Origin of the sequence: Anaerostipes butyraticus, assembly GCF_016586355.1 — a bacterium.
In the GTDB taxonomy this organism is placed as follows: Bacteria; Bacillota; Clostridia; order Lachnospirales; family Lachnospiraceae; genus Anaerostipes; species Anaerostipes butyraticus.
The window spans coordinates 117,876-132,897 of record NZ_BLYI01000043.1 but is presented as its reverse complement, the minus strand read 5'-3'; the positions used below and the strand labels follow the sequence as shown (position 1 = coordinate 132,897).

Below are 15,022 nucleotides of genomic sequence, written 5' to 3'. Positions count from 1 at the left end.
AAATTCCAGCTTTTCCATAATATAAAGTTATGTTACAATGAGGAAGTCGCTTTAAATGGAAAGGTAGGAGTAAAAAGATGCTTAATTTTGTAAGAGGATTTTGTATGGCGCTTGCCGACAGTGTTCCCGGTGTATCGGGAGGAACGGTAGCGTTTTTGCTGGGATTTTATGACAAGTTTATTACATCACTGGATCATTTTATTTCAGGAAACAAACAGCAGAGGATAGAAGCCATTAAGTTTCTGCTTCGTATCGGAATCGGATGGATCGTGGGAATGGCTGCGGCTGTTTCTGTTCTGGCAAGTATTTTCGATGAGCGGATTTACGAGATCAGTTCTGTATTCCTTGGTCTGATCATCTTTGCGATTCCGTTAATCTGGAAAGAAGAGAAGGATTCTTTAAAAGGAAAATATCAGAATATCCCATGGGCAGTCCTTGGAGTTGTGATTGTAGCAGCGATTACTTATTTTAACCCTGTATCAGGAAAGGGAGTCAGTATCAGTGTAGAACACCTGACTGTGCCGCTTGCAGTGTATATTTTTGCTGTGGCAATGATTGCAATCTCAGCTATGGTGCTTCCTGGAATTTCCGGATCTACGATGCTGCTGGTATTCGGGCTGTATGTGCCGATCATTTCCGCGTTAAAGGAGACAATGACCCTGAATTTTTCGTACCTTCCGGTAATTGTGATTTTTGCGTTTGGAATTTTAGCCGGAATTGCGGTTGTAATCAAGACAATTAAGAATGCGCTGGAAAAACATCGTTCCCAGATGATTTATTTTATTGTTGGAATGATGATCGGATCATTATACGCGATTATTATGGGACCGACAACTTTGGAAAATACAAAACCGGCGATGACGATTGACACATTCCATCCGGTATTTTTCCTGATTGGAATCGTGATTATTTTTGCTTTGGAAAGAATCAAGGCAGTTTCAGAAAAATAAAAGATATAACAGAGAGGGATGAGACCTTCTCTGTTTTTTTTGTTTCACAATTTTGACATATTCCTATGATACAATGATGCCAAAAGCAGGAGGGAGAAAAAGAAAAAAATGAGTGATTTGAAGATATTGGTTGTGGATGATGAGAGCAGAATGCGCAAACTGGTAAAAGATTTCCTGGTGCGGGCAGGATACCAGGTGCTGGAAGCGGCAGACGGTGAAGAAGCCGTGGATATATTCTTTTCCACCAAAGGAATCGATCTGCTGGTATTGGACGTTATGATGCCGAAAATGGACGGATGGGAAGTCGTCCGGGAAATCCGCAAGGTATCTCAGGTCCCGATCATCATGCTGACGGCAAAGGACCAGGAACAGGATGAACTGCAGGGATTTGAACTGGGAGTAGATGAATATATCTCAAAACCATTCAGTCCAAAGATACTGGTGGCCAGAATCGGGGCGATCCTTCGAAGGACCAATCAGCTGGAAGATGAAAATATTGAAGCCGGCGGGATCTGTATGGATGTGGGAGCGCACCATGTGACGATCGATGGAAAGACGGTTGAGCTGAGCTTTAAAGAATTCGAACTTCTGCAGTTCTTTATGACCAATGAAGGACGGGCATTAACAAGAGAAAATATATTGAACCAGGTATGGAATTATGATTACTTTGGAGATGCCAGAACTATAGACACCCATGTGAAAAAACTCAGGAGCAAGCTGGGAGACAAAGGAAAATATATCCATACAATCTGGGGCATGGGATATAAGTTTGAGGTTGAGTAAAAATTGAAAAAGCGGATTTTAGAAAACAAATCCATACAGGTAAAGATGACTCTGATGCTGATCGTTATTTTGACATCGACGATTCTCCTGTCGGTTCTGATCAATCTGGTAATGCTGAAGCCGTATTACGTTATGAAAGAAAAGAAACATATACGGGAGGCGTATTATAAGATCCAGAGAATTTTTCAGGACGATACCGTGAATAAAGAAGATGTGGATCAGATTGCCAGAGACTATGACTACCGTATTATGATCAGCGATCCGATGAATCAGATGGTCTACAGCTCAGAAGGCGAGCAGGGAGTCATGTATAAGGATTTGAAAAATATTTTAAAAAATATCGATAAGATACAGAGCCAGATCAATAAGAAAGGCTACGCGGTTACAACCAATACCAGTCAAAGTCAGGGAACCAGCATTAATCTGATGGGATATCTGGATGGACAGTATACTGTAATTATCAATACGCCAATGGAAAGCATCCAGACGAGTGCGTATCTGTCGGGGCGTTTTACCGCCTATGTAGGAATCTTTCTGATCATTGGCGGCGGGATTGCCATGTATATTTTCAGCAAACAGTTTACCAAGCCGATTGAGGACATGGCGGGAGCTGCAAACCGCATGTCAAATCTTGATTTTGATGTAAAGATTGAAGATTTGGGAGAAGATGAGCTGGGAAGACTGGGACAGAGCCTGAATGAATTGTCTTCCAGACTGGAAATGACCATATCGGAACTTAAGACAGCCAATAACGAGCTGCGCAAAGATATTGAGCAGAAAGTTCAGATTGATGAAATGAGAACGGAGTTCCTTTCTCATGTTTCCCATGAACTGAAGACTCCGATCGCGCTGATCCAGGGATATGCAGAGGGCCTGAAAGACAATATTTCGGAAGATGAAGAGAGCAGAAACTTTTACTGCGATGTTATCACAGACGAAGCCAAAAAGATGAATCGTATGGTGCAGAAACTTCTGACTCTGAATCAGATTGAATTTGGCAATAACAAAGTAGAGATGGAACGATTTGATATAACGGAGCTGATTTCCAATATGCTGGCTTCGAATCAGATTCTTCTGGAAAAAGGAGGAATTCATGTAGAATTTGATGAGAAACCGGTTCATGTCTGGGCAGATGAGTTTATGATCGAGGAAGTGGTGGGAAATTATTTAAGTAATGCAAGAAATCATGTCAGTGATCATGGAACGATTCGGATCAGTTACTGCCGTCATGGAGATAATCTGAGAGTTAAGGTATATAATACCGGAAAACATATACCGGAGGAAGATCTGGATAAGCTCTGGGTAAAATTCTATAAGGTAGACAAGGCACGTACGAGGGAATACGGCGGAAGCGGCGTCGGCCTGTCCATTGTAGAAGCCACAATGAAGGCTCATGGAAAAGATTACGGAGTTTCTAATATTGAGGGTGGCGTAGAATTCTATTTTGAAGTAGAATTAGATAAGAAATGAAAACAAAGGATAGGGTAAGCATATGTTAAGAGATTATTTGGAGCAAATCAAAGAAGCGGATCTGGTGCTGGTTGGAATCGGAAGAGAGCTTCAGGCAAAACGGCTGATGGATTTTAAGAAGGAGATTTCAAATCCCCATTATCAGGAACTGATCGGACAGGAAGGAGAAGACGCCGCATGGATGCGGGAGATCTATGAGCGGGATTATCTGCTGTCTCTGGGAGAAGTGGATTATTTCAAAGATCTGGAGGAAGCGCTGGAAGGCAAAAATTATTTTGTTGTGACAAGCAATGATGACGGCCTTCTTTTCCATTCCCGGCTGGACAAAGGAAGGATTACGGCTCCGTGCGGAAATGGAGATTTCTTTCAGTGCAGCAGGCCCTGTGACGAACAGCTGTATCCGGCAAAACCCGGGCTGAAAGACCTGATCGATTATTATGAAAAAAATGGCAGCATTGAGCATCTGGAATGTCCGAAATGCGGAGAGAGACTGATTTTCAATGTGCGCACAGAGGATACGAAACACGTTTATGTGGAAGGAGCCTACCTGACATCGTGGGCAAATTATACAAAATGGCTTCAGGGGACTTTAAATAAAAAGCTTTTTATATTAGAATTAGGAGAAGGATTTGAAAATCCGAATCTGTTCCGGTGGCCGTTTGAGAAGATAGCATTCTACAATGAAAAAGCAGTGTTTGTAAGAGTGCATAAATCCCTGTATCAGATCGGGGAAGGAATCAAGGGCAAGGGCACGGCCATTGCCATGGACAGCAGAGAATTTTTACTCGACTAGAAGACAAGGCGGTCTTTCATGCAAGGACCGCCTCTATTACATTTTAAGAGGAGGAGACAGTATATGATCGCGATTATTGATTATGACGCTGGAAATATCAAAAGTGTGGAAAAAGCGCTCCAGTATCTTGGAGAGGAAGCAGTGATCACCAGAGACCGGGAAGAAATCCTGGGCAGTGACAAGGTGATTCTTCCGGGGGTCGGAGCGTTCGGAGACGCAATGGAAAAGCTGCATCAGTATGGTCTGGTGGATACGATTCAGGAAGTTGTGGACCGTAGGATTCCATTCCTCGGAATCTGTCTGGGACTGCAGCTGATGTTTGAGAGCAGCGACGAAGCCCCGGGCGTAAAGGGACTGGGACTTCTTCCGGGAAAAATCCTGAGAATCCCGAAAAAAGGCGATATGAAAATCCCTCATATGGGATGGAATGATATTAAGATCAAAGAAGGGGCAAAATTATTTGCCGGCCTGGAGGATCATCCGTATGTATATTTCGTACATTCCTACTATCTTCAGGCAGACGATCCGTCCATCGTGGCGGCGACAACAGAGTATGGAGTGACCGTCCATGCTTCCGTGGAGAAAGACAACATTTTCGCGTGTCAGTTCCATCCGGAAAAGAGCAGCACAGTAGGACTTCAGATTCTTAAAAACTTTATAGCATTGTAAGGAGGGACAGGTTATGCATACGAAAAGGATCATTCCATGTCTGGACGTAAAAGGCGGACGTGTGGTAAAAGGTGTAAATTTTGTAAATCTGATTGACGCGGGAGATCCGGTGGCGATCGGCGCCGCTTATGATAAGGCAGGAGCCGATGAACTGGTATTTCTTGACATTACGGCATCTTCCGATGCGAGAAATATCATGATCGATATGGTGCGGAAAGTGGCAGAGACAGTCTTCATTCCGTTTACAGTAGGCGGCGGAATCCGCACAGTAGATGATTTCAAGGCCATTCTCCGGGAAGGAGCCGATAAGATCTCCATTAACTCTTCTGCCATCAACACGCCGAATCTGATCAATGACGCGGCAGATAAATTTGGAAGCCAGTGCGTGGTAGTAGCCATTGACGCAAAACGGAGAGAAGACGGTTCCGGATGGAATGTTTATAAAAACGGCGGAAGAATCGACGTCGGCCTGGATGCTGTGGAATGGGCCATGGAAGCAAACCGCCGCGGAGCCGGAGAAATTCTTCTTACCAGCATGGACTGTGACGGAACGAAAGCAGGGTATGACAATGAACTGACCAGGATCATCGCTGAAAATGTGGATATTCCGGTCATCGCATCTGGCGGAGCGGGAACAAAAGAACATTTTTATGATACCCTGACCGAAGGAAAAGCAGACGCGGCACTGGCAGCTTCCCTGTTCCATTTTAATGAGCTGAAGATTTCAGATCTGAAGGATTACCTGGCAGGACGGGGCATCAGCGTGCGCAGATAGGACATTTTTATTTACAAAAGCGAAGAAAGAAGGAAAAAGTATGAGTCAGAAAACAGAAAAAGCAGTGAACAATTATAAAAACGGGTATACATGCGCTCAGGCAGTGGCATGTGCCTTCTGTGAGGAGGCCGGAATTGATGAGAAAACCATGTTCCGGCTGACAGAAGCCCAGGGCGTTGGACTGGGCGGAATGGAAGGACACTGCGGAGCCTTATCAGGAGCAGCGGCAGTTCTCGGAGCAGTAAACAGTACGGCAGATCTTGAAAAGACGGATTCCAAAGGAAAAACCATTGGTTTGTCCAGGGAACTGACCAAACGTTTCAAAGAAAAAAACGGAGCGGTCATCTGCAAGGAATTAAAAGGAATCGAGACAGGAAAAATGCTGAGGTCATGTCCGGGATGCGTAGAGGACGCGGCAGAGATTCTGGAAGACATTTTAAAAGAGGCATAAAGGAAAGAGAAAAAAGAAGCCATTGAAAAATGGTTTCTTTTTTTGCACGATACGCCCGGAAAGCGGCTGCCGTGCTTGCACGAGCAGACATTTGCCGGGCAGCGGACAGCGAACAGCAGCGCTGTGAGCTGGCTGTAGTATCGTGATGGATAGGGGAAGGGAATCTTCCACTATCCGATCGGCAAGCCTGGCAATCTGGATTAAAGTTATTTACAAACTAGTATAATCATGGTACTATGTATGAAAGCATATGTATTTTCTATAATTATCGCAATTCTTGGAACTCATGGTTCAAAGTCTATCGACATTTCACAGTCATATCATAATGGCATCTTTTCGGAAAATCCATGCTTAGAATCAAAAAGATACAGCAGGAGTTTTCGAAAAATGAAATCTCCTGAATGAAAAATGGGAGGTTGGGATGAAACAGAAAAAACAACAGAGGCCGCTGCAATGGCATCCGGCGTTTTATGCGGATCTTCAGATTGAACTGGACAGCGAGAAACAAAATCTTATATATGAGAATGAACATCAGCTGGGGACAAAGCCTTTGGAGATAGATGTGCTGATCATCAAGAATAAAGCAGAAGAACCAATTTTTAAAAATATTGGCCGGATTTTTCAAAGATATAATATTATTGAGTATAAAAGTCCGGATGATTATGTCAGTATTAGTGATTATTACAAAGTATATGCTTACGCGTATTTATACAAATCAGAGCATAATATTCCAAGACGGGAAATGACAATTACCTTTGCATGTAGCCGGTATCCGGTAAAATTAATGCAGTACCTCAAAAGAGAAAAAGCATGTGAAATATGCAAAATGGATGATGGCATTTATCATATAATAGGTACAGATATTCCGGTTCAGCTGATTTCGATTCATCAATTATCAAGAGAAAAAAATCTGTGGCTTCGCAGCATAGGTGGAAAATTATCCGGATGGAAAGAAGCAGAGAAACTGATCAGAGAGTATAAAGAACATAAATGGGATAAAAGATATCGTTCCGTTATGGATTTGATTGTAAGAGTGAACAGAGAATTATTTATGGAGGTGAAAGAAATGTGTCAGGCACTGGAAGAATTAATGGCAGATGAAATGGAGGCGATGAAGAAAAGCGGCTGGAGAGAAGGAGAAAAATACGGAAGGCAGAAAGGAATGGACCGTTTTGCAAGGCTTTCTATTCTTCTGCTGAAAGAGAACCATCAGGAGCAGCTGCTGAAAGCATCGGAAGATGAGGCATACCGGGAAGAACTTTTCAAAAAGTATCATATTTGATAAAAAAGAAGACCTTCAGGGGTCTTCTGTCTTATTTTAGATGAAGTTTTCTTTTATTCAGAAAATGAGTCCTCTCCTTATGGTTTCACCTCAGGGCCTTGGCCCTAAAATAGATTCGATTGCATCAATCAGTGAATAATAATCCTGAATCAAAGTATCCAGATGCTCTTTTCCGGCAGGTTCCAGGTGATAATATACTCTTGTCTGGCGTTTGCCCACCCGTTCCTTATGATCGGAGATAAATCCCTGATCTTCCAATTTGTACAAAATCGGATACATGGTTCCTTCAGCAATCCTGATCTTTCCATCCGAACGTTTTTTGACAGACTGAGAAAGCTGATATCCGTAGCAGTCCCCCTCTTCTAAAATTTTCAACAGAAGCATTTCCAGCCGATATAAGTTACGATTGGCCATATTACAAATTCCTTTCAATTTATTACAATTTTATTATAACAGTGTAAACTGTTCTAAACAATACCTAGTTTAAAATGATATTTATAAGTATTATAATGTGCAAAATATATTAAGTCAATAGATAAACATAAATAGTTTTGTAATAATAATACATATTTTAAAATAATAAAAGTATCATAGCCATTGAGGAGGGAAGGATTGCGGATGAGAGAAAAGAAAAATAAAATCGCGAAATTCATAGGCGTGGCTGCGCTGATTATAATAGCGGCAGCATCTTACTTCCGTTATTCAGAGTTAAATGCTCCGGGAAAACAATACAAGGTACATGAACAGATTCTGAAATGCGGGGAAGCAATCGAAGATCAGGGATTAATTCTGACATTTCATAATATAAGAAGTCAGAAGAAGTATGATAAAGACTATCATAGTGATGTATACCGATATGAGATTGATTATGAAGCAGAAAATATTGGAGAAGAAACTGTCAATCTGGAAAATCTGTTTTCAGAGAAATTTATCGTTGTTTCTGCAGGACAGAAATGGCGGGTGGATCTTCTGGATGGAGATATAAGCAGCCTGAAAGCAAATCAGAAAACAAAAGGATGGCTGACAGTGGAAGTGGTAAATTTGGACAAAAAAACACATATCCCCAAATATTGAGGGATATGTGTTTTTTAATTACGTAATTTTACGCGTTTTTTTCTTCTTTTTCCAAATTTTTCTGCGCTGCGGAAAGCATCAGTTTGATTCGGTTGATCTGGTTAACTTCGCTGGCTCCCGGATCGTAGTCAATGGCCACGATGTTTGCCTCAGGGAAGGACTGTCTCAATTCTTTGATAACACCCTTTCCAACCACATGGTTTGGAAGGCAGGCAAACGGCTGGGTACAAACGATGTTTGGCGCTCCGCTGTGGATCAGCTCGATCATCTCACCTGTCAGGAACCATCCTTCACCTGTCTGGTTTCCGATGGATACGAACGGTTCTGCGTAGGCTGCCAGGTCTTTGATGTATGCCGGCGGATCGAAACGTTTGCTCTTGGCCAGTTCTTTTCTTAAAGTCTGACGGTAGCGTTCAACAATCCAGATCGCAGAGTTGCATACGATAGCAGTTCTCTTGGATTTTCCAAGGTAGCGGTATTTGAAGTTGCTGTTGTAGAAACCGTACATAAAGAAGTCCAGAAGATCCGGAACAACGGCCTCGGCTCCTTCACGTTCCAGCAGTTCTACCAGATGATTGTTTGCGTCTGGAAGGAACTTCACAAGGATTTCACCTACAACTCCGACACGCGGTTTCTTGATATTTTTCAGAGGAATGCGGTCGAAATCACGGATAATTCCCTTGATATTTTTCTGGAAAGTAAGGAAATTACCTTTTGCAACATCACGCTTGCATTTTGCTTCCCACTGTTTATGCAGTTTATTGACAGAGCCTGGTTTCTTTTCATAAGGTCTTGTACGGTAGACAACTCTCATGAACAGATCTCCGTATATAATAGCCTGAACCGCTTTGTTCAAAAGAGAAGGAGTGAATTTAAATCCACTGTTTTTCTCAATTCCCTGGGTACTGATTCCAATTACCGGAATGTAACCGAAGCCGGCTTTTTCCAGGGCACGGCGGATAAAGCTGATATAGTTGGTAGCACGGCATCCTCCTCCTGTCTGGGAAATTGCCAGAGCTACTTTGTGTGTGTCATATTTTCCGGATAACAATGCGTTCATCAGCTGTCCGATGACGATCAGAGACGGATAGCAGGCGTCATTATTTACGTATTTAAGACCGGTATTTACATCCTTCATTCCGCCCTGAGGAAGAATTTTTGCCTTATAACCGCAGGATCTTAAAGCAGGCTCCAGGAATGTAAAATGGATCGGTGACATCTGAGGAACCAGGATCGTATAGTCTTTGGCCATCTCTTTGGTAAATTCCACACGTTTGATTGCCGGAGATACCGGATGAGGCTGGATCCTGTGTTTTTTACGGACACGAACCGCGCTGATCAGGGAGCGGATTCGGATCCTTGCGGCTCCCAGATTATTTACTTCGTCAATCTTTAATACTGTGTAGATACGTCCGGATTTTGTCAGGATATCTCTTACTGTATCAGTTGTTATGGCATCCAGTCCGCAGCCAAAGGAGTTCAGCTGAATGACTTCAAGCTGTTTGTTGGCTTTTGCGTAGTTGGCAGCAGCATACAGTCTGGAATGATACATCCACTGGTCAGATACATTCAGAGGGCGGTCCACTTTAGACAGGTGAGAAATAGAATCCTCTGTCAGTACCGCAATACCATAAGAGGTGATCAGTTCAGGAATACCGTGGTTGATCTCCGGATCAATATGATAAGGACGGCCGCATAAAACGATACCGGTACGTCCGGTTTCTGCCAGATATGCAAGGACTTCTTCTCCTTTTGTCTGAATGTCTTCTCTTACCTGCTGCAGTTCTTCATAGGCTCTTGTAACAGCATGATCCACTTCTTCAGATGTCAGATCATCATAATGTTTCTTCAGTTCCTCAAAAAGGCGAGGCTTTAATGCTTCCTCATTATCCAGTGCAAGGAATGGATTCATAAAATTGATATGTTCTGTTTCCAGTTCCTCCATGTTGTTTTTGATATTCTCCGCATAAGAAGTAACGATCGGACAATTATAATGGTTGTTTGTTTCATCAATTTCCTTTCTTTCATAAGGAATACACGGATAGAAAATATCTTTAATGCCCTGTTTGATCAGCCACATCACATGACCGTGGGCAAGTTTGGCCGGATAACATTCAGATTCACTCGGAATGGATTCGATTCCCATCTCATAAATCTTACGGGAGGATTCCGGTGAAAGTACGACTCTGAATCCAAGGTTCGTAAAGAACGTATACCAGAACGGATAATTTTCATAAATATTCAAAACTCTCGGGATACCGATGACGCCGCGGGATGCTTCATCCTCCGTTAAAGGCTCATAGTCAAAGGTTTGATGGAGTTTGTAGTCATACAGGTTTGGAACATGTTCTGCATTCGGCTCTTTTCCAATACCGCGCTCGCAGCGGTTTCCGGTAACATAACGGCTGCCGTTGGAAAATGAGTTGATCGTGAGCAGACAGTGATTCGTACAGCCCTTACATCTTGTCATGGATGTCTTTACAGTGAGGGCAAAGATTTCATCAAAAGAGAGCATAGATGTCTGATATCCTTTTTCGTAGCGCTCTCTTGCAATCAGAGCGGAACCAAAAGCTCCCATAATACCGGCAATATCCGGACGAACCGCGTTACAGCCGGAAATACGCTCAAAACTCCGAAGAACCGCGTCGTTATAGAAAGTACCGCCCTGTACGACGATATGTTTTCCCAGATCTTCCGGGCTGGTCAGCTTGATAACCTTATATAAAGCATTTTTAATTACAGAGTAAGCAAGACCTGCGGAAATATCTCCAACGCTTGCGCCCTCTTTCTGTGCCTGTTTTACCTTTGAGTTCATAAATACGGTACAGCGGGATCCAAGGTCGATCGGATGTTTTGCAAACAGAGCGACTTTTGCAAATTCTTCTACAGAATGGTTCAGGGATTTTGCAAAAGTTTCGATGAAAGATCCGCATCCGGAGGAACATGCCTCGTTTAACATAACGTTGTCTACTACGCCATTGTTGATCTGGATGCACTTCATATCCTGACCGCCGATATCCAGAATACAGTCAACTTCAGGATCAAAGAAAGCGGCAGCATAATAATGAGCGATCGTTTCGACTTCGCCGTAATCTAAGTTAAGCGCAGCCTTGATCAGCTGTTCTCCATAACCGGTAGAACAGGAGCATACGATCTTTGCTGTGTCCGGCATCAGATTTTTGATCTCATGCAGAGATTCAATAACGGCATGAAGAGGATCACCGTTGTTATTGTTGTAATAGCTGTAAAGAAGTTCTCCGTCTTCTCCGGCAAGTGCGACTTTTGTCGTTGTGGAACCGGCGTCGATTCCCAGATAGCAGCTGCCTTTATATGTAGCCAGGTCACCACGTTTTACTATGTGGCGGTTGTGTTCTTTTAAGAAATCTTTATACTCTCTTTCGCTGGCAAACAAAGGTTCCAGACGATCCACTTCCTGCTGAAGTTCAATCTTCTTTTCAAACTGTTTTAAGAGATGTTCAAAGTCAGTTGTTACATCTTCTTTGGCGTTTAATGCAGCACCTACTGCCGCAAACAGATGAGAATGGGTTGGCGCGATAACCTCTTCATCTTTTAAGTTCAGTGTGCGGATAAAAGCGTTTTTAAGTTCCGGAAGGAAATGGAGAGGTCCTCCCAGGAATGCCACGTTTCCGCGAATCGGTTTTCCGCATGCCAGTCCGCTGATGGTCTGATTGACAACCGCCTGGAAAATGGAAGCTGCAAGATTTTCCCTGGTAGCTCCGTCATTGATCAGAGGCTGGATATCAGATTTTGCAAACACGCCGCAGCGGGCAGCAATCGGATATATTGTATCATAGTTTTTTGCATATTCATTCAATCCGGAAGCGTCAGTCTGAAGCAGTGATGCCATCTGATCGATGAAAGAACCGGTACCTCCGGCGCAAACACCGTTCATTCTCTGGTCAATGCCATTTGTGAAATAAATAATCTTAGCATCTTCTCCTCCAAGCTCAATGGCTACATCCGTCTGAGGAGCATAGTCCTGCAGAGCAGAAGACACGCAGACAACTTCCTGGCAAAATGGAATTTCCAGGTAGGAAGAGATTGACAGTCCGCCGGAACCGGTAACGGTAGGAGCAAACGTCATCTCTCCGATCTGGTCTTTGGCCTTTTTTAATAAGGAAGCCAAAGTTTCCTGAATCTTTGCAAAATGTCTCTGATAATCAGAGAAAAGAATATTATGTTGTTCGTCGATCACAGCGACTTTGACTGTAGTCGAACCAATATCAATTCCTAAACGTTTCATGGATTGTAATACTTCCTTTCTAAAAACCATACAAAAAGAACACGACGGCGAATTATGTGAAATTCTGTCAGTGCTCCAGGTATCAATATATTATAATGGAAAAGAAAGCATTTGAAAATAGGCATATTTTAATTTTTTTTGGAAAGAATAAGGGCAACAAATTGTGAAATCTGCATAATCTAATAAAAAAGCAAGGGAAAAATTATGGCAAATCAGGAAAACTGCAGAGGCAGCATATATGTGGTAAAGGAGAAAGATACTCTGTATCGGATCGCGAAAATGTACGGGGTGCAGGTAAAAGATATCATGCGGCAGAACCCTTATGTGGATGTATATAATCTTCAGCCGGGAGATGAATTGTGCATTCCTGCATTTACGGCCGTGATTTCCGGAGCCTTTGTTCCTTATGTGGTAAAAAAAGGGGATACCGTCCTCGGTATAGCAAAATCTAACAAAACAACAGTGGAAAATTTAGCAAAATCTAACAAAAAAATCAGGGAATTAACCCTGCCGGTTGGTACAGTACTGTTAATTGACAAAGCAAAATGAGTTATTTATAATGAAATAAGACATACGCAGAAGGTTTTCTGAACAGGGAAGGAATCCTGTTTTCAAAACCTGTTTCTGCGCGAAGCAGAGTGGACATGCAGACGGAAGAAGGAAAGGAGCGCAAAGATGGTTAACTACTACCGTACAATGGATCATCAGATGAATGAGATCAGTGAAGCGATAGAAGGTTCCTGGATCTCGCTGATTCATCCAACGGCAGCAGAACTGGTGCAGGTTTCCAGAGATTATAAGATTGACCTGGATCATCTGAAAGCTCCTCTGGATGAAGAAGAAAGATCACGTATCGAAGTGGAAGATGATTATACTTTGATCATTGTGGATATTCCTGTAACGGAAGAGAGAAAAGAAAAAGAATATTTTTTAACGATTCCGTGCGGCATTATTCTGACCAATGAAGTGATCATTACTGTGTGTCTTATGGAGACGCCGGTGCTTACGGATTTCAGGGATGGAAGAGTCCGTAATTTCTGGACGTTTAAGAGGACAAGATTTATTCTGCAGATCTTGTACCGCAATGCTTCTTTATATCTGCAGTATCTGCGTTCTATTGACAAAAAGAGCGATGAGGTGGAAAAGCAGCTCCATATTTCCACAAAGAATCAGGAATTGATCGAACTGCTGGAACTGGAAAAGAGTTTGGTGTACTTTTCTACATCTCTTCGAGGAAATGAACTTGTACTGGAGAAGCTGTTAAAGATCGAGAAGATCAAACAGTATCCGGAGGATGAGGAACTGCTGGATGATGTTATCATCGAGAACAAGCAGGCAATTGAGATGGCGGATATTTACAGTAATATTCTGAGCGGAACGATGGATGCCTATGCGTCTGTTATTTCCAATAATCTGAATATCGTCATGAAAGTTTTGGCGGTGATTACGATCGTTATGTCAATTCCTACGATGATTGCCAGTTTCTGGGGAATGAATGTACCGGTTCCTCTGGCTGATTCTCCCCATGGTTTTGCGGTCCTTGTCATTGCCTCTTTGATCCTTACCGTAATCGGGGGTATCTTTTTAGGAAAGAAAAAAATGTTTTAAGAGAGGTTCAATATCAATATGTGGCTGAATAAGTTGGAAGAAAAATTTGGAAGATATGCGATTCCGAATCTGCCGATGATCATTGTCGCGATGTATGCGGTCGGATACGTTCTGCGGCTGATGATACCGGGAATCGGGTCTCTGCTGACGCTGAACCCCTTCCTGATTCTGCATGGTCAGGTGTGGAGGATCGTAACATTCCTGCTGATGGGGCCTGACAGCAGTCTGATTTTTATTATTTTTGTGCTGCTGTTTTACTATTCACTGGCGTCATCACTGGAGCAGGTTTGGGGAAGCTTTCGTTTTAATATGTATTATTTTATTGGAGTGTTCGGAACAATCCTTGGAGCGTTCCTTACATATGCGGTGTTGTATTTTGCCTATGGTGAGATCACAGCTGCCTCTGTGAGCATGGATACTTTTTATCTGAATATGACGCTGTTTCTGGCTTATGCCATGATGTTTCCGGATATGCGGGTATATTTTTATATGATTTTTCCGATCCGGGTTAAGTGGCTTGCGGTGCTGGATGGCATATATCTTGCCTATGTTTTTTTGACATCAGGCTTTACAGCTGCCGGAATTTCGGTTAAAGTATCTATAGTGGTTGCACTGCTGAATTTCCTGCTGTTCTTTTTTTCAATGAAGAGGATCCGAAGCAGAGGAGCGGCATTTGCAAGAAATACTGTGAATCGACGGAGGAAGAAGGAATTTAAGACAAAGACGGTACCGCGGAGCGGCCGGAAGAAGAACGGAGCCATGCACGAATGTGCAGTCTGCCACAGGACGGAGCTGGATGATCCGACCCTGGAATTCCGGTATTGTTCCAAGTGCGATGGGGATTACGAATATTGTCAGGATCATTTGTTTACCCATAAGCATGTGAAGAAGTGAGTTGTTAAT

General features: G+C 42.8%; 14 protein-coding genes. 12 read left to right on the top strand and 2 right to left on the bottom strand.

Translation table 11 applies throughout. From position 1 onward, the window contains the following. Window positions 1–77 precede the first annotated feature (77 nt). The 8 genes from JMF81_RS09985 to JMF81_RS09950 all read left to right on the top strand — a co-directional run bounded on the left by JMF81_RS09985 (window position 78) and on the right by JMF81_RS09950 (window position 7,173). Window positions 78–950, top strand: a complete 873-nt coding sequence (locus JMF81_RS09985; RefSeq protein WP_201311310.1) for a DUF368 domain-containing protein — start codon at window positions 78–80, stop codon at window positions 948–950. A 108-nt stretch (window positions 951–1,058) separates the two neighbouring features. Further along, window positions 1,059–1,733: a response regulator transcription factor gene (locus tag JMF81_RS09980; protein ID WP_201311309.1), complete on the top strand. Its 675-nt coding sequence runs from the start codon at window positions 1,059–1,061 to the stop codon at window positions 1,731–1,733. Between the two features lie 3 nt (window positions 1,734–1,736). Then, window positions 1,737–3,203 carry a sensor histidine kinase gene (locus JMF81_RS09975; RefSeq protein WP_243282603.1) on the top strand — a complete coding sequence of 489 codons (1,467 nt, stop codon included), beginning with the start codon at window positions 1,737–1,739 and terminating at the stop codon, window positions 3,201–3,203. Between the two features lie 22 nt (window positions 3,204–3,225). Beyond that, window positions 3,226–3,996 (top strand): SIR2 family NAD-dependent protein deacylase, encoded by a 771-nt coding sequence (locus JMF81_RS09970; protein WP_201311308.1) that lies wholly within the window; start codon window positions 3,226–3,228, stop codon window positions 3,994–3,996. A 63-nt stretch (window positions 3,997–4,059) separates the two neighbouring features. After that, window positions 4,060–4,665, top strand: coding sequence for an imidazole glycerol phosphate synthase subunit HisH (gene hisH, locus JMF81_RS09965; protein ID WP_201311307.1), 606 nt, complete (start codon window positions 4,060–4,062; stop codon window positions 4,663–4,665). Between the two features lie 13 nt (window positions 4,666–4,678). Next, complete coding sequence (hisF, locus tag JMF81_RS09960) at window positions 4,679–5,440, top strand: imidazole glycerol phosphate synthase subunit HisF (protein ID WP_201311306.1); 762 nt, start codon at window positions 4,679–4,681, stop codon at window positions 5,438–5,440. A 40-nt stretch (window positions 5,441–5,480) separates the two neighbouring features. Next, window positions 5,481–5,891 (top strand): C-GCAxxG-C-C family protein, encoded by a 411-nt coding sequence (locus JMF81_RS09955; protein WP_201311305.1) that lies wholly within the window; start codon window positions 5,481–5,483, stop codon window positions 5,889–5,891. A gap of 421 nt (window positions 5,892–6,312) precedes the next feature. Then, window positions 6,313–7,173, top strand: a complete 861-nt coding sequence (locus tag JMF81_RS09950) for a 3-isopropylmalate dehydrogenase (RefSeq protein ID WP_201311304.1) — start codon at window positions 6,313–6,315, stop codon at window positions 7,171–7,173. Window positions 7,174–7,263: 90 nt separating this feature from the next. Here the strand turns inward: JMF81_RS09950 and JMF81_RS09945 are convergent, their stop codons facing one another. Beyond that, the gene (locus JMF81_RS09945) at window positions 7,264–7,587 is read right to left on the bottom strand and encodes a PadR family transcriptional regulator (protein ID WP_201311303.1); all 324 of its coding nucleotides are present in this window, start codon (window positions 7,585–7,587) and stop codon (window positions 7,264–7,266) included. Between the two features lie 204 nt (window positions 7,588–7,791). On the opposite strand from JMF81_RS09945, the gene JMF81_RS09940 reads away from it, so the two are divergent. Further along, complete coding sequence (locus JMF81_RS09940) at window positions 7,792–8,247, top strand: hypothetical protein (protein ID WP_201311302.1); 456 nt, start codon at window positions 7,792–7,794, stop codon at window positions 8,245–8,247. 28 nt (window positions 8,248–8,275) lie between these two features. Here JMF81_RS09940 and JMF81_RS09935 read toward each other — a convergent pair whose 3' ends face one another. Then, entirely contained in the window at window positions 8,276–12,511 is a 4,236-nt protein-coding gene (locus tag JMF81_RS09935; RefSeq protein ID WP_201311301.1) for a 2-hydroxyacyl-CoA dehydratase, read from the bottom strand. Window positions 12,512–12,715: 204 nt separating this feature from the next. Between JMF81_RS09935 and JMF81_RS09930 the strand changes: the two genes are divergently transcribed. The 3 genes from JMF81_RS09930 to JMF81_RS09920 all read left to right on the top strand — a co-directional run bounded on the left by JMF81_RS09930 (window position 12,716) and on the right by JMF81_RS09920 (window position 15,013). Continuing rightward, window positions 12,716–13,060 (top strand): LysM peptidoglycan-binding domain-containing protein, encoded by a 345-nt coding sequence (locus JMF81_RS09930; protein WP_201311300.1) that lies wholly within the window; start codon window positions 12,716–12,718, stop codon window positions 13,058–13,060. Window positions 13,061–13,186: 126 nt separating this feature from the next. Then, window positions 13,187–14,119: a magnesium transporter CorA family protein gene (locus JMF81_RS09925; RefSeq protein WP_201311299.1), complete on the top strand. Its 933-nt coding sequence runs from the start codon at window positions 13,187–13,189 to the stop codon at window positions 14,117–14,119. 18 nt (window positions 14,120–14,137) lie between these two features. Beyond that, window positions 14,138–15,013, top strand: coding sequence for a rhomboid family intramembrane serine protease (locus JMF81_RS09920; protein WP_201311298.1), 876 nt, complete (start codon window positions 14,138–14,140; stop codon window positions 15,011–15,013). Window positions 15,014–15,022: the final 9 nt, after the last annotated feature.